Annotated in this window: 19 protein-coding genes; 6 read left to right on the forward strand and 13 right to left on the reverse strand. The window is 69.5% G+C overall.

The window, feature by feature from the left end; translation table 11 throughout:
• Positions 1-6: 6 nt before the first annotated feature.
• The 5 genes from U5798_RS20375 to U5798_RS20395 form a co-directional block, all read right to left on the reverse strand.
• A complete protein-coding gene (locus U5798_RS20375) occupies positions 7-1,020 on the reverse strand; it encodes a Gfo/Idh/MocA family oxidoreductase (protein ID WP_322082992.1) in 1,014 nt (337 codons plus the stop codon).
• 66 nt (positions 1,021-1,086) lie between these two features.
• On the reverse strand, positions 1,087-1,998 hold the full coding sequence (locus U5798_RS20380) for a sugar phosphate isomerase/epimerase family protein (RefSeq protein WP_124455957.1): 912 nt from the start codon (positions 1,996-1,998) through the stop codon (positions 1,087-1,089).
• A 43-nt stretch (positions 1,999-2,041) separates the two neighbouring features.
• Positions 2,042-3,067 carry an ABC transporter permease gene (locus U5798_RS20385; RefSeq protein WP_124455986.1) on the reverse strand — a complete coding sequence of 342 codons (1,026 nt, stop codon included), beginning with the start codon at positions 3,065-3,067 and terminating at the stop codon, positions 2,042-2,044.
• A 27-nt stretch (positions 3,068-3,094) separates the two neighbouring features.
• Positions 3,095-4,672 carry a sugar ABC transporter ATP-binding protein gene (locus U5798_RS20390; RefSeq protein WP_322082993.1) on the reverse strand — a complete coding sequence of 526 codons (1,578 nt, stop codon included), beginning with the start codon at positions 4,670-4,672 and terminating at the stop codon, positions 3,095-3,097.
• Between the two features lie 68 nt (positions 4,673-4,740).
• Complete coding sequence (locus U5798_RS20395) at positions 4,741-5,667, reverse strand: sugar ABC transporter substrate-binding protein (RefSeq protein ID WP_124455955.1); 927 nt, start codon at positions 5,665-5,667, stop codon at positions 4,741-4,743.
• A 316-nt stretch (positions 5,668-5,983) separates the two neighbouring features.
• On the opposite strand from U5798_RS20395, the gene U5798_RS20400 reads away from it, so the two are divergent.
• The 5 genes from U5798_RS20400 (at position 5,984) to U5798_RS20420 (ending at position 12,331) form a co-directional block, all read left to right on the forward strand.
• A complete protein-coding gene (locus U5798_RS20400; protein WP_124455954.1) occupies positions 5,984-7,942 on the forward strand; it encodes a bifunctional 5-dehydro-2-deoxygluconokinase/5-dehydro-2-deoxyphosphogluconate aldolase in 1,959 nt (652 codons plus the stop codon).
• A 46-nt stretch (positions 7,943-7,988) separates the two neighbouring features.
• Complete coding sequence (iolD, locus tag U5798_RS20405) at positions 7,989-9,872, forward strand: 3D-(3,5/4)-trihydroxycyclohexane-1,2-dione acylhydrolase (decyclizing) (RefSeq protein ID WP_322082994.1); 1,884 nt, start codon at positions 7,989-7,991, stop codon at positions 9,870-9,872.
• Between the two features lie 65 nt (positions 9,873-9,937).
• Positions 9,938-10,867: a myo-inosose-2 dehydratase gene (gene iolE / locus U5798_RS20410; protein ID WP_124455952.1), complete on the forward strand. Its 930-nt coding sequence runs from the start codon at positions 9,938-9,940 to the stop codon at positions 10,865-10,867.
• A 52-nt stretch (positions 10,868-10,919) separates the two neighbouring features.
• A complete protein-coding gene (gene iolB / locus U5798_RS20415; protein ID WP_322082995.1) occupies positions 10,920-11,738 on the forward strand; it encodes a 5-deoxy-glucuronate isomerase in 819 nt (272 codons plus the stop codon).
• A gap of 98 nt (positions 11,739-11,836) precedes the next feature.
• Positions 11,837-12,331 (forward strand): heme-degrading domain-containing protein, encoded by a 495-nt coding sequence (locus U5798_RS20420; RefSeq protein WP_124455950.1) that lies wholly within the window; start codon positions 11,837-11,839, stop codon positions 12,329-12,331.
• 48 nt (positions 12,332-12,379) lie between these two features.
• Here U5798_RS20420 and U5798_RS20425 read toward each other — a convergent pair whose 3' ends face one another.
• From U5798_RS20425 to U5798_RS20460, 8 genes are all read right to left on the reverse strand, one after another.
• A complete protein-coding gene (locus U5798_RS20425) occupies positions 12,380-13,126 on the reverse strand; it encodes an SDR family NAD(P)-dependent oxidoreductase (protein ID WP_124455949.1) in 747 nt (248 codons plus the stop codon).
• A 168-nt stretch (positions 13,127-13,294) separates the two neighbouring features.
• Complete coding sequence (locus U5798_RS20430; RefSeq protein ID WP_322082996.1) at positions 13,295-13,999, reverse strand: ABC transporter ATP-binding protein; 705 nt, start codon at positions 13,997-13,999, stop codon at positions 13,295-13,297.
• Positions 13,996-14,748, reverse strand: a complete 753-nt coding sequence (locus U5798_RS20435) for an ABC transporter ATP-binding protein (protein ID WP_124455947.1) — start codon at positions 14,746-14,748, stop codon at positions 13,996-13,998. Before U5798_RS20435 ends, U5798_RS20430 begins: the two co-directional genes overlap by 4 nt.
• Complete coding sequence (locus U5798_RS20440) at positions 14,745-15,974, reverse strand: branched-chain amino acid ABC transporter permease (protein ID WP_124455946.1); 1,230 nt, start codon at positions 15,972-15,974, stop codon at positions 14,745-14,747. The genes U5798_RS20435 and U5798_RS20440 overlap by 4 nt, the downstream gene beginning before the upstream one ends.
• Complete coding sequence (locus tag U5798_RS20445) at positions 15,967-16,902, reverse strand: branched-chain amino acid ABC transporter permease (RefSeq protein WP_322082997.1); 936 nt, start codon at positions 16,900-16,902, stop codon at positions 15,967-15,969. The genes U5798_RS20440 and U5798_RS20445 overlap by 8 nt, the downstream gene beginning before the upstream one ends.
• Positions 16,903-16,911: 9 nt before the next feature.
• Positions 16,912-17,349 carry a thioesterase family protein gene (locus U5798_RS20450; protein WP_322082998.1) on the reverse strand — a complete coding sequence of 146 codons (438 nt, stop codon included), beginning with the start codon at positions 17,347-17,349 and terminating at the stop codon, positions 16,912-16,914.
• Positions 17,350-17,488: 139 nt separating this feature from the next.
• A complete protein-coding gene (locus tag U5798_RS20455) occupies positions 17,489-18,025 on the reverse strand; it encodes an NUDIX domain-containing protein (RefSeq protein ID WP_322082999.1) in 537 nt (178 codons plus the stop codon).
• Positions 18,026-18,145: 120 nt separating this feature from the next.
• Positions 18,146-19,408 carry a YbfB/YjiJ family MFS transporter gene (locus tag U5798_RS20460; protein WP_322083000.1) on the reverse strand — a complete coding sequence of 421 codons (1,263 nt, stop codon included), beginning with the start codon at positions 19,406-19,408 and terminating at the stop codon, positions 18,146-18,148.
• A 123-nt stretch (positions 19,409-19,531) separates the two neighbouring features.
• Here U5798_RS20460 and U5798_RS20465 point away from each other — a divergent pair, with 123 nt between their 5' ends.
• A complete protein-coding gene (locus tag U5798_RS20465; protein WP_322083001.1) occupies positions 19,532-20,446 on the forward strand; it encodes a LysR family transcriptional regulator in 915 nt (304 codons plus the stop codon).
• The last annotated feature ends 79 nt before the right edge of the window (positions 20,447-20,525 follow it).

The following is a 20,525-nucleotide window of genomic DNA, read 5'->3' on the forward strand; positions in this document are numbered from 1 at the left end:
CGCGGGTCAGCCGCGATAGAACGCGGGACGGTCGGCCATCGCGATCGGCTCGACCGCGCCGCTCTGCTGTGCCCGCACGCATGCGTCGGCCGCGACCGCCGCCGCATAGCCGTCCCACGCGGACGGGCCGGTCAGCGCGCCCTGCCGCACGCCGTCGATGAACGCCTGCAGCTCGACGTCGTACGACGCGATGAACCGCTCCTTCCAGTCGGTCATGATCTCGACCGACTGCCGCGCCGCATGCTTGAGCCCGACGGCCGGCGGATCGGGCAGCTTCGCGATGCCCTGCTCGCCGACCACCTCGCACTGGATGTCGTAGCCGTACTGGCAGTTCACGAAGATCTCGACATCGATGCGCACGCCGCTCGCGGTTTCGAGCAGCACGATCTGCGGATCGGCGAGATGCGCGCTCGCATGGCGGGTCTTCTTCGGATAGACGACCTGCGCGCTCGCATAGTCCTCGCCGAGCAGCCAGCGCAGCACGTCGAGTTCGTGGATCAGCGTGTCGGTGATCGCCATGTCGGTCGTGTAGCGCTCGCCGACCGACTGGTTGCGGTGCGCGCAATGCAGCATCAGCGGCGCGCCGATCTGGCCGCTGTCGATCACGCGCTTCAGCGCGCGATAGCCTTCGTCGTACGGCCGCATGAAGCCGACCTGCACGAGCCGCTTGCCGTGCGCGACTTCGGCTTCGACGATCCGCATGCAGCCGTCGGCCGTGACGGCCAAGGGCTTCTCGCAGAACACCGGCTTGCCGTGCGCGATCGCGTCGAGCACGAACGCTTCGTGCGTCGGCCCCCACGACGTGACGAGCACGGCCTGCACGTCGGCGGCCGCGACCACTTCGTGGCCGTCGCCGTAGATCTCGGCGTCGAGCCCGTATTTCGTCACCGCGTCGCGCGCCTGCTGCGGATCGATGTCGTTGACGGCCACGACGCGCGCACCGGACAGCGTGCGGGTCAGTCTGCGGATATGGTCCTGGCCGATCGCGCCGCAGCCGATCACGCCGATTTGCAAGGTCATCTACGAGTCTCCAGTCGTTCATCAGCGGCGCGGCCCGTGCCGCGCCGGTCAGCAATCGGTCAGCGGTCAGCGCGCGGCGCGATCGAAATGGCGATCGACGTAGCGCTGGATCTCGTCGCGCATGTAGCGCGACGACGCTTCCGCGCGGTCCTCCCACGCGAACACGCACGACGACATCACGCCGTCGAAGCCGGCCGCGCCGAGCGCGCGGAAAAACACGTCCCAGTCGATCTCGCCCTGCCCGATGTCGAGGTGCTGGTGCACGCGGATCTGGTTCGAGCCGGGCGGGTTCACGATGTAGCGCAGCTGGCTGCTCTTGCGGTGGTCGAACGTGTCGGCCACGCGCACGTGCGCGAGGATCGGCGCGGCGGCCGCGATCATCGCGGCCATGTCGTCGCCGTAGTAGAACGTGTGTGGCGCGATATACGACAGCTTCAGCGACGGCGAAGCGAGGTTCGTGACGATGTCGATCGCCGGCTGCAGCTGCTCGATCCAGTCTTCCGGATGCGGCTCGACCGACAACACGATGCGTTCGCGCTCGAGAATCGGCAGCAGCTCGTCCATCGAGCGGAACCACGCGGCCTCGCACAGCTCCTTCGGGTTCGCGCCCGGCCGCTCGCCGACCGAACGCTCGGGCGACGCACCACGGCCGAACTCCGACACCATCAGCGTGCACTCCATCTCGACCGCCACCTCGATCGCCTTCTTCCAGCAGCGTACGGCCCATTGCCGCTCGTCCTCGAACGGGCTCGCCCAGCGGTACATCGGCTGCAGCGACGCGAGGCCGACGCCGCTCGCGCGCATCGCCTGGCGGAACGCGGCCATGCGCTCGCGCGTCGCACGCGGCATCACCCACCAGTCGAGAAAGTCGCTGCGCGGCGACAGCTCGATCTGGTCGTAGCCGAGCTCGGCCACCGCGTGCGGCAGCCGGTCGAGCGGCAGGTGGCGAATCATGTAGGGGTCCAGCGCGATCTTCATCGGGTGTCCTTCGTGAAGGGAGATTCGGGGATCACGCGCGCGCTCAGCGACGCGACTTCTTGTTGCGGTACTGGTCGGCGATCACGGCCGCGACGATGATCGCGCCCTTCACCATCTCCTGGTAATACGCGTCGATGCGGATGAACGTGAAGCCCGACGTCATCACACCGAGGATCAGCACGCCGATCACGGTGCCCGTCACACGGCCGAGGCCGCCCGACAGCGACGTGCCGCCGATCACGACGGCCGCGATCGCATCGAGCTCGTACATCACGCCCATGCCCGACTGGCCGGAAATCGCACGCGCGGCCGTCACGGTGCCCGCGATGCCGCTCAACAGGCCCGCGATCGCATAGACGAAGATCAGGTGCCGCGTGACGTTGATGCCCGACACGACGGCCGCGTGGCGGTTCGCGCCGATCGCGTAGGTGTACTTGCCGAAGCGCGTGTAGCGCAGCACGACGTGGAAGATCGCGGCGATCACGACAAAGATGATCACCGGATTGGCGCCCGCGCCGATGGCCGCGAACTGGTCGGTCAGCATCGACACCGGCATCCCGTTGGTGAACCACTTCGCGAAGCCGCGCGCGGCGACCATCGTGCCGAGGGTCGCGATGAACGGCGGGATGCCCGTCATCGCGATCAGCGAGCCATTCAGCAGCCCGACCAGCAGCCCGACGCACACGCCGGCCAGCACGGGCCAGATGATCGGCAGATCAGTGAGGTGCGGAAACACCGCGCGCGGGAAATCGGACACCTGCGCGAGGCTCGCCGACACGACGGCCGCGGCCGCGACGACCGACCCCGACGACAGGTCGATCCCGCTGGTGATGATCACGAGGTTCACGCCGACCGCGATGATGCCGATCACGGCCATCTGCAGCACGATGATCTCGAGCCGCTCGGCATTGAACAGGAAGCTCTGGCCGACGACGATCCAGCCGACGATCTCGAAGAACAGGCTGATGCCGACCAGCACGAGGAAGATGCTCAGCTCGGGCGGCCATTTCGTGTGCCGCGACTTGAGTGTCATGGTCTGCGCATCCGCGACCGGGTTCAGGTTGCCCATTTCAGTTGTCTCCAATCTTGTTTCGGCTCAGCGCGACGCGAGATCCATGATGCGGACCTGGTCGGCGTCCTTGCGATCGACGATGCCGGTCATGCGCCCTTCGTGCATCACCATCACGCGATCGCTCATCCCCAGCACTTCCGGCATTTCCGACGAGATCATCAGCACCGCGACGCCCTTGCCGGCGAGCGCGCTGACGAGCCGGTGGATCTCGGCCTTCGCGCCGACGTCGATGCCGCGCGTCGGTTCGTCGAGGATCAGGATGCGCGGCTGCGTGAGGAGCCACCGGCCGATCAGCACCTTCTGCTGGTTGCCGCCCGACAGGTTCTGGATTTCCTCGTGCAGCCCGGGCGACTTCACGCGCAGCATCCGGCTCATTTCCTCGCAGTCGCGCTTCAATTGCGCGTGCTGCACGAAGTTGAACTTCACGTAGCGGTTGCTGAGCACCGCCGCTTCCATGTTCGCGAGCAGGTCGAGATTCAGGAAGCAGCCGGAATCCTTGCGATCCTCGGTGAGAAACGCCATGCCATGCTTCATCGCCTGCGCGGGCGTCGCGATCCGCACCGGCTTGCCGTCGATGCGGATCTCGCCCGAGGTGGCCGGCACGACGCCGAACAGCGCTTCCGCGACGTTCGAGCGCCCCGAGCCGACGAGGCCCGCGACGCCGAGAATTTCGCCGGCGCGCAGCTCGAAGCTCACGTCGCGGAACACGCCGTCGACGCAGAGATCCTTCACCGACAGCACCACGTCGCCGATCGGCACGTCTTCCTTCGGGAACATCTGCGTGATCTCGCGCCCGACCATCATGCGGATGATGTCGTCGCGCGTGACGTCGCTCGACGCATGCGTGCCGATGTACTTGCCGTCGCGGAACACCGAGAACTCGTCGGCGATCTCGAACAGCTCGTTCATCTTGTGCGTGATGTAGACGATGCCCTTGCCCTGCTCGCGCAGCTGGCGAATGATCCGGAACAGGTGCGTGACTTCCTTGTCAGTCAGCGCGGAGGTCGGCTCGTCCATGATCAGCACGTCCGAGTCGAACGACACGGCCTTCGCGATCTCGACCATCTGGCGGCTCGCGACCGTCAGCGTGCGCACATCGGTTTCCGGATCGATGTCGATCGACAGCCGCTCGAACAGCGCGGCCGTGCGGCGGCGCAGCTCGGCGTGGTCGATCAGGCCGAAGCGGTTCTTCGGTTCGCGGCGGATCCAGATGTTCTCCGCGACCGTCATGTACGGCATCAGGTTCAGTTCCTGGTGGATCATCGCGATCCCGCGGTCGAGCGCATCGAGCGGACCGTTCAGCACGACCGGCTCGCCGTTGATCAGGATCTCGCCCTGGTCGGGCGTGTAGACGCCCGCAATGATTTTCATCAGCGTGGACTTGCCCGCGCCGTTCTCGCCCATCAGTGCATGAACGGTGCCGCGGCGCACGCGGAACTGCACGCCGTCGAGCGCGACGACGCCGGGGAAGGACTTGCCGACGCCGCGCACCTCGAGCACGCAGTCGGCCGCGGGAGAAGCCGGCGCGGCGGACGATCCGCCGGACGAGGCGGCCGGTGTATCGCCGCCGGCCATCGGGCGCGCGACCCTGGCTGTAAACATGGACGTTCCTCGACAAATCGCGCGCGAACCCGGTCGCGCCGGGCCCGCGCAGTTCAACGGACCGCCGGTCAGTGCTTGGCGTACTGGTTCATGTTCTCGGGCGTCACGAGCTCGAACGGCACGTTCACGTAGCGGTCGACCGGCTGCTTCTTCGCGAGCTTCAGCGCGGCCGCCACGGCCTGCGCGCCCTGCCCGGTCGCGTTCTGGTACACCGACACCTTCAGCTCGCCGGCCTTCATCGCCGCGAGCCCGTCAGGCGTCGCGTCGATGCCCGCGACGACCGTCTTCGGTGTCAGCTTGCGCGCGGCCTTCAGCGCGTTGATCGCGCCGATCGCCATCTCGTCGTTGTTCGACACGATCGCGTCGAACTTCGTCCCGGAGCTCAGCCAGTTCATCGTGATGTCCTGGCCCTGCGTGCGGCTCCACTTGCCTTCGCGCTTGTCGACGATCTTCATGCCCGAGCAATCCTTCGTCGCGATCACGTCCTCGATGTCCTTGGTGCGGGCGCGCGCCGATTCGTTGGACAGCTCGCCCATCAGCACCAGGAGGTCGCCCTTGCCGCCGAGCAGCTTGCACACCTGGCGCGCCTGCAGCGTGCCCGACTGCTTTTCGTCGGAGGCGACGACCGCGACGCCGGCCGGCAGCTTGTCGAAATCGACCGGCTTGCGGTTCACGTAGATGAGCGGGATCTTCGCCGCGGTCACCATCTTCGTGATCTTCGGCGTCGCGTCGGTATCGACCGGATTCACGATGATCGCGTCGACCTTCTGCGCGATCATGTTCTGGACCTGGCTCAACTGCTTGCCGACGTCATTGCCGCCGTCCTCGATCTGCACCGTCGCACCGTCCTTCTTCGCCGAATCGGCGATGCTGTTGCGCAGGATGGTCAGGAACGTGTCGTCGAACGATGCCATCGTCACGCCGATCTTCTCGGCATGCGCGAGCGGCGCAGCCAGGATCGCGGCGGCCGCGACGGCCATCAGCTTGGTCTTCATGATCAATCTGTCTCCTCATCTCCGGGGGGCGGAAGACGGCGCGTTGCGCGCCGCCGGGCCGAGTCCGATCTGGTCCGATCGGGACTGAAGCATCCGGATGAAACTGTAGATCACTTCCTCGAAAATTTGGAAATTTATTTCTACGTGATTTCACCTAGGGAACTGGATTTCCAAAAAGTCTAGACTGCGTCCGTAGCCCGATTCCCCGCGGCAGGCAGTCTCGCGTCGTGCAGCACCCGCTGCGGACAGCCGCCACAGGATCGGTCCCCTAATCTGCCGGCAACGCCGACCGCCGGCCGCGAGCGTGACACGTGATATGAGCCAGCTGAACTTTCCGAGTGACCGCCCCATCGATCTCGCCTGCCTCGGCCGCGTGGCCGTGGATCTCTATGCGCAGCAGTACGGCAGCCGCCTCGAGGACGCGCGCAGCTTCCAGATGTATCTCGGCGGCTCGTCGGGCAACGTCGCGTTCGGCGTCGCGCGGCTCGGGCTGAAGACCGCGATGATCTCGCGCGTCGGCGACGAGCAGATGGGCCGCTTCCTGCGCGAGACGCTCGAGCGCGAAGGCTGCGACACGAGCCAGCTGCAGACCGACCGTGAGCGCCTCACCGCGCTGGTGCTGCTCGGGCTGAAGGATCGCGACACCTTCCCGCTGCTGTTCGTGCGCGAGAACTGCGCGGACATGGCCGTGCGCGCCGACGAGATCAGCGAGGACTTCATCGCCGGTTGCCGCGCACTCGCGATCACCGGCACGCACCTGTCGACGCCGGGCACGCGCGAGGCGTCGCTGACTGCGTTGACGTATGCGCGCCGCCACGGTGCCGTCCGGATCCTGGACATCGACTACCGGCCCGTGCTGTGGGGGCTGACCGCGCGCGGCGCCGGCGAGAACCGCTACGTGCCGGATGCGCAGGTGACGCGGCAGCTGCAGCAGGTGCTCGGCGAATTCGACCTGCTGGTCGGTACCGAAGAGGAATTCCTGATCGCGGGCGGCGTGCCGCACGACCTGATCGGCTCGTTGCAGGCGGTACGCGCGATCACGAACGCGACGCTCGTCGTCAAGCGCGGCGCGCTCGGCTGCTGCGTGATCGAGGGCGACATTCCGGCCGGCATCGACGCTGCGCCGACCTTCCTCGGCGAGCGCGTCGAGGTCCTCAACGTGCTCGGCGCGGGCGACGCATTCCTGTCGGGCCTGCTGTCGGGGCTGCTGCGCGGGAGCGACTGGGCCGACGCGACGCGCATCGCGAACGCGTGCGGCGCGATCGTCGTGTCGCGCCACGCGTGCTCGGCCGCGATGCCGACGCCGGCCGAACTCGCACACTGGTTCGACGGCAGCCGCAATCCGGTGGTCGATGCCGACCGCACGCTCGCCCACCTGCACCGCGTGACGGTACCGCGCCGCGACTGGGACGACCTGTGCGTGATGGCGTTCGACCATCGCAGCCAGTTCTACGAACTCGCGGTGCAGGCCGGCGCGGACGAAGCGCGCATCAAGACGCTGAAGCGGCTGCTCGTGCGCGCGGTCGAGCAGGTCGAGCGCGAGCGTCATCTCGAAGGCCAGGTCGGCGTGCTGATCGACGGCGGCGCGTACGGCAGCGACGCACTCGCGTCGGCCACCGGGCGCGGCTGGTGGGTCGGCCGCCCGGTCGAGCTGCCAGGCTCGCGGCCGCTGCGCTTCGACGAGACGCGCTCGGTCGGCTCGTCGCTCACGCACTGGCCGACCGAACAGGTCGTGAAATGCCTCGTCCACTATCACCCGGACGACGACGTCGACCTGCGCGTCGAGCAGGAGCAGCGCGTGCTGGAACTGTGGGAAGCCACGCGTGCCAGCGGCAACGAGCTGCTGCTCGAAATGATTCCGCCGCGCGCGGTCACGCCGGCCGGCACCGAGGACGACGCGGTGCTGCGCACGGTCGCGCGCTTCTACAACCTCGGCGTGAAGCCCGAATGGTGGAAGCTCACGCCGCTGAGCGCGGACGGCTGGACCCGGCTCGCCGCGCTGATCGCCGAGCGCGACCCGCACTGCCGCGGCGCGGTGATCCTCGGCCTGAACCAGCCGCTGCAATACCTCGTCGACAGCTTCCGCTCGGCAACCAACCCGATCGTCAAGGGCTTCATGGTCGGGCGCACGCTGTGGGCCGATGCATCGCTGAACTGGTTCGCCGGCCGCATCGACGACCAGGCGCTGATCGACGAAGTCGCCGGCAACTTCACGCAACTGGTCGACGCGTGGCTCGGCCGCCGTGCGGCCGCGCGCGCCGCTGCCGCAGCCTGATGCCCGTGCCCGTGACGACCACCCGACTCCTCTCTATCGACCGACGATGACCACCACCGTGAGACTGACCGTCAGCCAGGCGCTCGTACGCTACCTGGCCGCCCTGCGCGCCGAAGTCGTCCAGCCCGACGGCCGCACCGAAATCCTGCCGTACTGCGGCGGCGTGTTCGCGATCTTCGGCCACGGCAACGTGGCCGGGCTCGGCGAAGCGCTGCATGCCGAAAAAGACCGGCTGCCGATCTTCCGCGCGCACAACGAGCAAGGGATGGCCAATGCGGCCGTCGCGTTCGCGAAAGCGAACTTCCGCCAGCGGATGATGGCCGCGACGTCGAGCATCGGCCCCGGCGCGACCAACATGCTGACGTCGGCCGCGCTCGCGCACGTCGGCCGGCTGCCGCTGTTGCTGCTGCCCGGCGACGTGTTCGTGTCGCGGCTGCCCGACCCCGTGCTGCAGCAGGTGGAAGATTTCGAACAGGGCGACGTCAGCGCGAACGACTGCTTCCGGCCCGTGACGCGCTACTTCGACCGCATCACGTCGCCCGAGCAACTGCTCGTCGCTCTGCCGCGCGCGATCCAGGTGATGACCGATCCCGCGCAGTGCGGCCCCGTGTGTCTCGCGCTGCCGCAGGACGTGCAGACCTTCGCATACGACTGGCCCGAGGATTTCTTCGCGCCGCCGGTGATCCGGATGCGCCGGCCGCCGGCCGACGCGCTCGAACTCGCCGATGCGCTCGACGTGCTGAAGGCCGCGAAGAAGCCGCTGATCGTCGCCGGCGGCGGCGTGCTGTACAGCCAGGCGTGGGACGCGCTGCGTGCGTTCGCCGACACGCACGGCGTGCCCGTCGCCGAATCGCAGGCCGGCAAGGGCAGCCTCGCGTGGGATCACCCGCTGAACCTCGGCTCGATCGGCGTGACGGGTTCGCCCGCCGCCAACCGTGCCGCCGCGCAGGCCGACGTGGTGTTCGCGGTCGGCACGCGGCTGCAGGATTTCACGACCGGCTCGCACGCGCTCTACGGCGACGCGACGCTGTTGAGCCTGAACGTGCAGCCGTTCGATGCCGGCAAGAAACGCGGCCGTCAGCTCATTGCCGATGCGCGCACGGGCCTCGGCCAGTTGTCGGCCGCGCTGGCCGGCTGGCACGCCGATCCCGCGTGGACGGCCGCGAACCGCGACCAGGCCGCCGCGTGGAACGCACGCGTGACCGAGCTGACCACACGAATTCCGAAGGACACGCTGCCGTACGACGCGGAAGTGATCGGCGCGGTGCGCGACTCCGCGGCCGACGCCGGACGCGACAGCGCACGCGACGATCTCGTCGTCTGCGCGGCCGGCACGCTGCCGGCCGAACTGCACAAGCTGTGGCGCAGCGGCGTGCCGGGCAATTACCACATGGACTATGCGTACTCGTGCATGGGCTACGAAGTGGCAGGCGGCCTCGGCGCGAAGCTCGCGCGGCCCGAGCGCGAAGTGATCGTGATCGTCGGCGACGGCTCGTACATGATGCTCAACGCCGAACTCGCGACGTCCGTGATGCTCGGCCGCAAGATCATCGTCGTGATCCTCGACAACCGCGGCTACGGCTGCATCGAGCGGCTGCAGCTGAACTGCGGCGGCGCAAGCTTCAACAACATGCTCGACGATTGCGTGCCCGAAGGCGGCGAGCGCTCGACGATCGATTTCGCGATGCATGCGCGTGCGATGGGCGCCGAAGCCGTGCACGTGCGCGACGTCGTCGAATTGCGTCACGAGATGACACGCGCCCGCGCGGCGAAGAAGAGCCAGGTGCTCGTGATCGACACCACGCACCGGCGCACGACCGACGACGGCGGCGCGTGGTGGGAGGTCGCGGTGCCGCAGGTATCCGAACGCACCGGCGTCGAAGCGGCACACCGCGCGTATCTCGACGCGAAAACGCGGCAGCGGCGCTGAGCGCACACGCTGCGCCACGAAGACCACGCCCTGCACCCACATCATCCGAACCAAGGAAGCACCTCATGAGCTGGAACGTCCGCATCGGCATCAATCCCCTGTCGTGGATGAACGACGACCTGCCGTCGCTCGGCGGCGAGACACCGCTCGAAACGGCACTGAAGGAAGGCGCCGAAATCGGCTATGCGGGCTTCGAGCTCGGCAACAAGTTTCCGAAGACGGGCCCCGAGCTGAAGGCGAAGCTCGCCGAGTTCGGCCTCGTGTGCGTGTCGGGCTGGTATTCGGGCTTCCTCGCGGAAGTCGCGCCGGGCATGAGCGACGCCGATGCGGTTGCGGCGGAGATCGAGCGCTGCCGCGCGCACCTGACGAAGCTGCAGTTCAACGACGTGAAGGTCGTGGTCTACGGCGAATGCGCGGGCACGATCCAGGGCAGCATCGACACGCCGGTCGCGAAACGGCCGCGCTTCGTCGACGACGACGCCTGGCGGCGCTATGCGGCACGCCTCGACGCGTTCGGCGCACACCTGCTCGACACGTACGGGATCAAGCTCGCCTACCATCACCACATGGGCGCGTACGTCGAGTCGCCCGACGACGTCGACCGCCTGATGGCGCTGACCGACCCGGCGAAGGTGTTCCTGCTGTTCGACACGGGCCATGCCTATTTCGGCGGCGCGGCCGACCCCGTCACGCTGCTGAAGAAGCACGTGGCGCGCGTCGCGCACGTGCATTGCAAGGACGTGCGGCCGCAGGTCGTCACGCAGGCGCGCAACGGCGGCTGGAGCTTCCTGAACGGCGTGATCAACGGCACGTTCACGGTGCCCGGCGACGGCGCGCTCGATTACGACGCGACGCTGCGCACGCTGAAGGACGCCGGCTACGAAGGCTGGCTCGTCGTCGAGGCCGAGCAGGATCCGGCCGTCGCGCCGAGCTATGCGTATGCGAAAAAGGGCTACGAGTCGCTGCGCGCGATCGTCGACCGGTTGAGTGCATGAGTGCATGAGTGCGTGAACGCGTGAGCCCTACCCTATTGCGGAGCCCCATCCCATGACGATTTCTCCCCTGCTGGTCAAGGCCTCGGCCGACCGTGAAATCTGCAACGTCACGCCCGAATCGGCCGGCTGGAAGCACGTCGGCTTTCGTGCGCTGCGCCTGAAGGCCGGTGACACCGAAACGCTCGACACCGGCACGCGCGAGCTGTGCGTGGTCGTGCTGACGGGCACCGTGCGTGCCGAAGTCGACGGCGAAACCTACGATGCGCTCGGCAAGCGCGACAGCGTCTTCGAGGAAGTGTCGCCGGACGCACTGTACGTGCCGGGCGGCAAGACCGTCACGCTGGTCGCGACGCGCGATGCGGAAATCGCGCTGTGCACCGCGCCGTACGCGAGCGGCGACAAGCCCGTGCGGCGCCTCGACGGCGAACGGATGCGCCGGTCGGTGCGCGGGCAAGGCACCAACACGCGCTACGTCTGCGACATCCTGATGGGCGACAACCCGGCGGCCGACCGGCTGCTCGTCGTCGAAGTCGTCACGCCGGCCAGCCATTCGAGCAGCTATCCGCCGCACAAGCACGATCGCGACGCGGCGCCCGACGAGACGTCGCTCGAGGAAACCTACTATCACCGGATCGATCCGCCGCAGGGCTTCGCGTTCCAGCGCGTGTACACGGACGACCGCAGCCTCGACGAAGCGTGCGCCGTCGAGAACCACGACGTCGTGATGGTGCCGCGCGGCTACCATCCGGTCGTAGCTCCGCACGGCTACAACCTGTACTACCTGAACGTGATGGCGGGCCCAAGCCGCGCATGGGCGTTCAAGAACGATCCCGCGCACGAGTGGATGATCGACGCGGCGCCGAAACGCTGAGGAACCCTGAAGCATTGAACGGAAGACGGGCCCGCGCGGCCCGTGACGATGCGACGCCCGGCACGCGCACACTGAGCCGGCGACGCCACGGAGCCGCCATGGTGACGACCCATTTTCGCCTCGAACCCCACGCCTTCGACGACGACGCATCGAATCCGGCGCTGCCGCGCTTCAATGCGGCCGCCGCACGGCGGATGGGGGAAATCGCGGTCAACCTCGCCTCGCGGCGCGGGCTGCCGATCGCGGTGAGCATCGTCGGCGAGCAGGCGCCGTTGTTCTACTGCGCGCTCGACGGCAGCGGCGCACACGACAGCGACGCGATCCGCCGCCGGCAGAACACGGTGCTGCGTTTCGGCCAGAGTTCGCTCGCGGTCGGCGCGTGCTTTCGGCGTGCCGGCTGGTCGCTGCAGTCGCAGGGACTGTCCGACGACGACTATGCGCTCGACGGCGGCGGCGTGCCGCTGCGGCTCGCCGGGGGCGGCATCGTCGGCGCGATGACGATCGCGGGGCTCGACTCCGCAGACAATCACGCGCTCGTCGTCGAGTGCCTGCAGTGGCACGTCGGCGCGAACGCGTTGGCAATGCTGGCGTAACGACGCGATCGGCGCACGCGCGCCGATCGCGCAGTCACGCAGGATGGGTCAGTTCAGCCCGCCGCTCACGACGAGGTGCTCGCCGGTCATCCAGCGCGCATCGTCCGACGCGAGGAACACGGCCACCGACGCGATGTCGTTCGGCTCGCCGAGGCGGCCGAGCGGCGTCTGCCCGAGCACCTGCGCTTCGAGATCGGAACCGATGATGCCCGCGCTGTGCGTGCCTTCGGTCACGACCATGCCGGGGTTGATCGCGTTCACGCGGATCTTGCGCGGGGCGAGTTCGAGCGCGAGCACGCCGGTGATCGCGTCGACCGCGCCCTTCGTGCCGCTGTACACGGCGCTGGCCGGCGGCGTGATGCTGGTCACGACCGAGCTGATGTTGATGATGCTCGCGCCTTCGCCGAGATGCTTGACGGCCGCCTGCGTGGTCAGCAGTACGCCGAACACGTTCGTGTCGAACTGGCGGCGATAGTGCTCTTCGGTGATCGCTTCGATCGGCGCGAATTCGTACACGCCCGAATTGTTGACGAGCACGTCGAGTCGGCCATACGTTTCGATTGCGGTATCGACGATGCGCTGCGCGTCGGCTGCCTTCGACACGTCGCCGCCGACCGCGACCGCGCGGCCGCCCGCTTCGGTGATCGCGCTCACGACCGCGTCGGCACCTGCCTTGCTGCTCGCGTAGTTGACGACGACCGCCGCGCCTTCGTCGGCCAGTGCCTTCGCGATTGCCGCGCCGATGCCCTTCGATGCGCCCGTGACGATCGCTACCTTGCCTGTCAGCTTGCTCATGATTTCATTCCTCAGTCAGAAGACCTTCGATGGTTGGCGCCGGTTGCCGCGTCGATGCGTGGCCGCGGCAATCGGCCTGACTGGAAATTTACGTTGCGGCACTGCAGCGATAAAGCGGCTCGAGACGAATTGACTGGCGGAGTTTGCCGAACAATCGATCGCGCGCCGTCAGCCGGCGCTCAGCCACGCGTTGGCGACCTCGCCGCCCAGCCCGTCGAGCGCGCCGTCGTAGACGATCTGTCCGCGCCCCATCACCGCGACGCGCCGCGCGAGCCGCGGCGCGAACTGCAGCCGCTGCTCGATCAGCAGGATCGCGACCCCGTCGGCCTGCAGCGCGGCGAGGCAGGCGCCGACTTCGTCGACCGCGAGCGGCGCGAGCCCTTCGGCCGGCTCGTCGACGATCAGCACGCGCGGGCTCCCGGCCAGCGCGCGCACCAGCGCGAGCACCTGCTGCTCGCCGCCCGACAGGCGCCCTGCTTTCACGTCCGCGCGCGCGGCCAGCAGCGGAAAGCGGTCGAACAGGCGGTCGAGCGCCGCGCGTTCGGCCGGGCCGCGTGCGCCGCGCAAGCCGAGCCGCAGGTTGTCGCGAACGGTCAACAGCGGAAACACGTCGCGGCTTTCGGCCACGTAAGCAACGCCGCGCCGCGCGATCTCGAACGTCCGTGCGCCCGCGCATTCTGCACCGGCGATGCGCACCGAGCCGGCCGTGCGGACGAGCCCCATCACGGCCTTCGCGAGCGTCGAGCGCCCCGAGCCGTTGCGGCCGAGCAGCGCGAGCGTCTCGCCCGGCGCGAGCGCGAGATCGACGCCGTCGAGCACGGGTTGCAATCCGTACCACGCGCGCAGGCCGCGAATGTCGAGCAGTGCGCTCATGCGCGACCCTCGCCCAGATACGCCGCACGCACGCGCGGATCGGCACGGATGGCATCGGGCGCGCCGGTCGCGACCACCGTGCCGCGCACGAGCACCGTGATACGTTCGGCGAAGTCGAACACCGCGTCCATGTCGTGCTCGATCATCAGCACCGTGCGGCCCTGCGTCGTCGCGCGGATCAGTGCGATCATCCGTGCCGCCTGCGCGCGGCTCATGCCGGCCGTCGGCTCGTCGAGCAGCAGCGTGCGCGCATCGCTCGCGAGCGCGATCCCGAGGTCGAGCGCGCGCTGTTCCGCATAGCTCAGTTCGGCGGCCGGCGTGTCGCGCCGCGCATCGAGGCCGATGTCGTGCAGCACGCGCGCGGCCGCGAGATCGACCGACGCCGATTCGCGCAGCCGGTTCCACCATCGGCGCCGTTCGGCCGGCGCATGCAGCGCCGCGCAGCGCAGGTTGTCGAATACCGTCAGCCGCGCGAACGCACTCGTCTGCTGGAAACTGCGGCCGATGCCGAGGCGGCTCGCGACGACCGGCCCGCGCCCGCGCAGCTCGACGCCGTGCAGCACGACGCGCCCGCGCGTCGGCCGCGTCGCACCGGCAATCACGCCGAACAGCGTCGACTTGCCCGCGCCGTTCGGCCCGATCAGCGCGTGACGCTCGCCGGCCGCGATGCTCAGTTCGACGCCGTCGAGCACGGTCTGCGCGCCGAAGCGCTGCACGACGCCGTGGAGCGCGATCGCATTGCCGCTCATCGTGCGTCCTCCCGCTTGCCGGCCTGCCCGCCCTGCACGAACCGCGCGCGCCAGCCCCACAGCAGCGTACCGATGCCGGCCGCCGAGCCGGCGACGGCCCAGCCGGCCGGCGTATCGGCATCGATCGCCCATGCGCCGAACGCGAGGCCCGTGCCGTCGTCCTGCGCGAAGCGCCACGCGTAGCCGAGCTCGGCCGCGCAGACGATCGCGACGCCCCAGAACATGCACGCGCCGAGCGCGCACAGCATCCGCCACCGCTCGGCCGCCGGCGCATCGCGCCGCATCGCGTGCGCGAACGCCTGCGCGATACCCGCGAGCCCGCGCGGCGCGGCCACGACGATCGCGACGAACAGCACGCCGAGATACAGCGCCCATGCACGCGACACGCCCGCGACGCCGATGCTCAGCGCGGTCAGCACGGCCGCGCCGGCCGCCGGCCCGAAGAATGCGCCGGTGCCGCCGATCACCGCGGCGATCAGCACGGTTGCCGAGCGCGCCATCGACACGCTGTCGGGCGTCGCGATCTCGATGTCGATCAGCGTCAGCGTGCCGGCGATGCCCGCGAAGAACGACGCGCAGGTGACCATCGCGAGCCGCACGCGGCGCGGATCGGTGCCGAGCGCGGCGACGCGCGCGGGGTTGTCGCGCACCGCGTTCGCGAGCCGCGCGAGCGGCGTGCGCGTCAGCGCGTGCATGGCCCACGCCGACACGACGCACCACGCGGCGATCACCGCATAGGCATGTGCCGGTGCGCCGAAATGCCAGTTGCCCCACGGCGCGCCGCTCGCGCGGTCGATCGGCACGCCGCCCAGGCCGCCGAACCATGCGGGCACGCTCCACGCGGCGGCCGCGACGCATTCGCCGAGCCCGAGCGTGATCATCGCGAACGCGGTGCCGGAGCGGCGTGTCGCGAGCAATCCGGCGACGAACCCGAAGCCCGCGCCGGCCGCGCCGCCGACGAGCGGCAGCAGCGGCAGCGGGCCGCCGACATGATTGAACCAGTGCGCGGCCGCGAACGCGCCAAGGCCCGCGAACGCCGCGTGCCCGAACGACAGCAACCCGGTCGTGCCGAGCTGCAGGTTGTACGACAGCGCGAGCACGACGAGCGCGGCCGTCTGCGCGAGATAGCCGAGCACCGCGCCATGCGGCCACAGCCACGCGGGCAGCGCGAAGCACGCGGCGAACAGCGCCCAGCGCACGCAGCCGGCGAGCACGCGGCTACGCATCGACACGCTCGCCGAACAGCCCGCGCGGCCGCGCGACCAGCACGGCGACGAGCAGCAGGTACGGCACCAGCGGCGCGAGTTGCGCGATCGTCACCGCGGCGACGCGGTCGGGCAGCGCGACGCCGGCCCATTGCGCGAAGTCGCGCAGCGACGTATCGCTCGCGGCCGCGAAGGTCTGCGCGAAGCCGACCGCGAGCGACGCGACGAACGCGCCGCCGAGCGAGCCGAGCCCGCCGATCACGACGACCGCGAACACGACCGACCCGACGGTCTCGGCCAGCGCGGGCTCGATCACCGCGAGCGGCGCGCCGATCACGCCGGCCAGCGCCGCGAGCGCGGTGCCGGCGCCGAACAGGCCCGTCATCACGCGCGGCACGTCGTAGCCGAGCGCCTCGACGGCCGCGCGATGCGTGAGCGCCGCGCGCACGACGAGCCCGATGCGCGACACGCGCAGCAGCGCGCCGAGCGCGACCAGCATCGTCGCGGACATCGCCATCATGAACAGCCGGTAGCGCGGCAATGCGAGGCCGAAGACGGTCACGGGCGCGCCGTCGAACAGCGGCGGCATGGGCGCCGGCAGCGGCGCGAGGCCCCAGGCGAGTTTCGCGCCCTCGCCGATCAGGTAGGCGAGACCAAAGGTCAGCAGCAGTTCGCTCGTATGGCCGCGCGCCTGCACGCGGCGCAGCAGCGCGCGTTCGCAGCCGGCGCCGAGCAGCCCGACCGCGAGCGGCGCGAGCACCAGCGCGGGCCAGAAGCCCGCGTAGGCCGCGATGCTGTAGCCGACATACGCGCCGAGCATGTAAAAGCTCGCATGCGCGAAGTTCAGGACGCCCTGCACGCTGAAGATCAGCGTGAGGCCGGCCGACAGCATGAACAGCAGCAAGCCGTAGCTGAGGCCGTTGAAGGCCTGGAGCGCGAACGCGTGCACCGCGCGCCGTCAGGCCGTGAGCGGCTCGAGCGCGGCGCGCAACGCATCGGGCAGCGGCACGGGGCGGCGTGTCTTGCGATCGACGTACACGTGCACGAAATGCCCCTGCGCGGCCGGCGCCGCGTCGCCTTGCGCGAACAGGCCGACCTCGTAGCGCACGCTCGACGTGCCGAGCTTCACGACCCGCAGCCCCGCGTCGACCGACTGCGGGAACACGAGCGGCGCGAAGTAGTTGCACTGCGTCTCGACGACCAGCCCGATCGTCTGCCCGTGCTCGACGTCGAGCACGCCGGCGCGGATCAGGTACTCGTTCACGACGGTGTCGAAGTAGCTGTAGTAGACGACGTTGTTCACGTGCCCGTAGACGTCGTTGTCCATCCAGCGGGTCGTGATCGGCAGGAAGTGGCGATAGGCGTCGCGCGGACGCGGCTGCGGCTTGTCGGACATGGCGATGGCGGTCAGGACGAGGGAAACGACGAGGATGACGCGCGGCGGCCATGCGGCACGGCACGCCGGCGAGAAGCGGAACGCCGCGTCGCGATCGCTCGCGGCGCGGCGGCAGACACGCTGCGGACCGGCCGGCCCATCACTGCCCCGGCCGGTCGACGAACTCGAAATCGAGGCCGCGCGCGCGCATCCAGTCGGCGAGCGCGATGCCCGTGCCGGCACGCCACGGGCGCAGCAGCGGCGGATCGACGAGCTTGTATTCGAGCAGTTCCGGCGACAGCGACACCGTGCCCGACGCACGCACGTGGTACGCGATGATCAGCTCGTTCTTGCGGATGAATTCGTACACGCCGACGAGCGACACCTGCTCGGCCTTCAACGCGGTTTCCTCGAACACCTCGCGCGCGATGCCGTCCTCGGGCGTCTCGCCGTTTTCGAGGAAGCCGGTGATCAGCGCGAACATCCCTTCGGGCCAGGCCGCGTTGCGCGCGAGCAGGATCTTGCCGTCGAGCTCGACGATCGCGGCGACGACGGGCAGCGGATTGTTCCAGTGCACATAGCCGCAGGTATCGTCGGGGCAAGCCTGGCGCACGCGGCCGCCTTCATGTTCGGGATCGGCGCGCTCGGTCAGCGGGCTCGCGCAGCGCGGGCAGAAACGGTAGTCGGCGGTGGTCATCGGTGAGGATCTGGCGAGCGCCGGACGGCGCCTCACGGCTGCCCGCGCACCCGCTCGGCGCGGGAAAGGCTTCATTCTAGCGAGTTTGCCCGCGCCGCAGACGATCCGTCCCCGCCGCCGTCAGGGTTGCCGGCGCCCGCTCACGGCAGTCGCCGCAAAACCGGCCGCACCGGCGAGCAACGCGCCCACCGCGACCCACAACGCCGGCGTAAACGACCCGAAACGCGCGGCCAGCGGCGCCGCGACGAGCGGCCCGAGGATCTGCCCGATGCCGTATGACGCCGTCGCATAGCCCATCAGCCCGGCTGCGCGCTCGCCGTGCAGGCGCCGCGCCTCGCGCATCGCGAACAGCGTGATCGCGGTGAACGGCAGGCCGAGCAGCGCGCTGCCGGCCGAGAAACCGGCCGCGTTCGGCCACACGATTCCGGCCACGATGCCGAGCGCCTGCGTCGCGCAGCCGGCCGCGAGCAGCAGGCGGTTGTCCCAGCGCGCGGGCAGCCGCGCGGCGGAGATCGCGCCGACGATCAGCGCCGCGCCGAACATCGGCCAGAACAGGTCGGGCCACGGCGAACCGGCCGGCAGCGCGGCGCGCGCGATCACCGGCAGGAACGTCGCGGTGATGATGTAGCCGAAGCCTGGCGCGCCGTACAGCACGACGAGCCACGCGGCATCCATGCGGCGGCTTCGCAGGCCGGCGGCAGGCGCCGTCGAAGCGGCCGCTGCTCCGGCAGCCGCATGCGGCGCGGCGGCGGCCGGCGGTGCCACGTGCGCCGGCGCCGGCACGGTGCCGAACGTGCGCCAGATCGCAACCGACAGCACGGCCGACAGCGCCGCGAAGCCCAGCCAACCCGACGCCGCGCGCTGACCGGCCAGCGCGCTGCCGATCAGCCCCGTCAGGACGATGCCGACGCCGGGCCCCGCGTAGATCACCCCGCTCCATTCCGGCGCGTGCAGCTCGGCCAGGCGCCGCAATCCCCACTGCGACACGAACACGAACGTCCAGGCACTGACGACGCCCGCGACGAAGCGCACCGCGAGCCACACGGGCAACAGGTGCCCGACGCCCATCGCCGCCGTCAGCAGCACGGTGGCCGCGAGCCCGAAGCGCACCATCCGCGCGGGCGCGACACGCAGCGTCGCGCAACTGACCGCGCCGGCGAAGTAGCCCGCGTAGTTTGCCGACGCGAGCCAGCCGCCGGCCTTCAGGCCGATCGAGCCGTCGGCGAGCATCAGCGGCAACAACGGCGTGAACGCGAAGCGGCCGACGCCGAGCACGACGGCGAGGCCGACCATGCAGGCCAGCGCGGCCGCGCGGGCACGACGATCGGCCTGGTCTGACGAAAGCACGCCGGCAGCGGCGGTCGGGGCATCGAAGCGGGACATGGCGGCATCGGCCGGCACTCAGCGCGCCGGCCGGATCGGAAATCGGAATGCCTTCATCGTAGCTTGACCAAACGTTCTCGAAAAATGAATAATTGAGAATCGACCCATCCTCTGGAGAGAATCATGGATCTGGCCGCGCTGGCGATATTCCGGGCGGTCGTGCGCGAGAACGGTGTGACGCGTGCGGCGGCCAAGCTCAATCGCGTGCAGTCGAACGTCACGACGCGCATCAAGCAGCTCGAGGAGGAACTCGGCGCGGCGCTGTTCGTGCGCGACGGCCGCCGCCTGGTGCTGACGCCGGCCGGCCACACGCTGCTGCCGTATGCGGAACGCCTGCTCGCGCTCGCCGACGAAGCGCGCGACGCGGTGCGCGAGGACACGCCGCGCGGCCGTCTGCGGCTCGGCACGATGGAAAGCACGGCCGCAAGCCGGTTGCCGACGATACTCGCACGCTATCACCACGCATGGCCCGACGTGTCGCTCGAACTGCTGACGGGCACGACGGGCTGGCTGATCGACCGCGTGCGCGACTTCGAGGTCGATGCGGCATTGTTCGCCCGCCCGCCCGAGCCGGACGCGCTGCCCGACACGTTCGAGACGGTGCCGATCTTCCGCGAGGATCTCGTGCTGCTGACGCCGCGTGGCCATCCGCCGGTGCGCACGCCGCGCGACGTGATCCTGCCGACGCTGATCGCGTTCGAGCGCGGGTGCACGTATCGCAAGTACGTCGAGCGGTGGTATGCGGCGCATGGCGTAAAACCGGCGCGCGTGCTCGAACTCGGCTCGTATCACGCGATCGTCGCGTGTGTCGCGGCCGGCGCGGGTGTCGCGGTCGCGCCGCGCTCCGTACTCGATCTGCAACCCGAAACCGGCAACATCGCCGCGCACACGATCCCCGAACTCGAAGGCATCGACACGCTGCTCGCGTGGCGGCAGGGCTATGCATCGGCGGCCCTCGCCGCGCTGCGCGATGCGCTCACGGAAGCCGGACGGCCGCCCGCCGATGCGACGCCGCCGACGGCGACCGTGACGGCCTGACCCGTGTTCGCGCGTCGCCGCACGGAGCGACGCGCACAAACAAAACGACCCGACCGGCGCGTGCCGATCGGGTCGTTTT

This window comes from Burkholderia sp. BCC1972, assembly GCF_905339605.1.
In the GTDB taxonomy this organism is placed as follows: domain Bacteria; phylum Pseudomonadota; class Gammaproteobacteria; order Burkholderiales; family Burkholderiaceae; genus Burkholderia.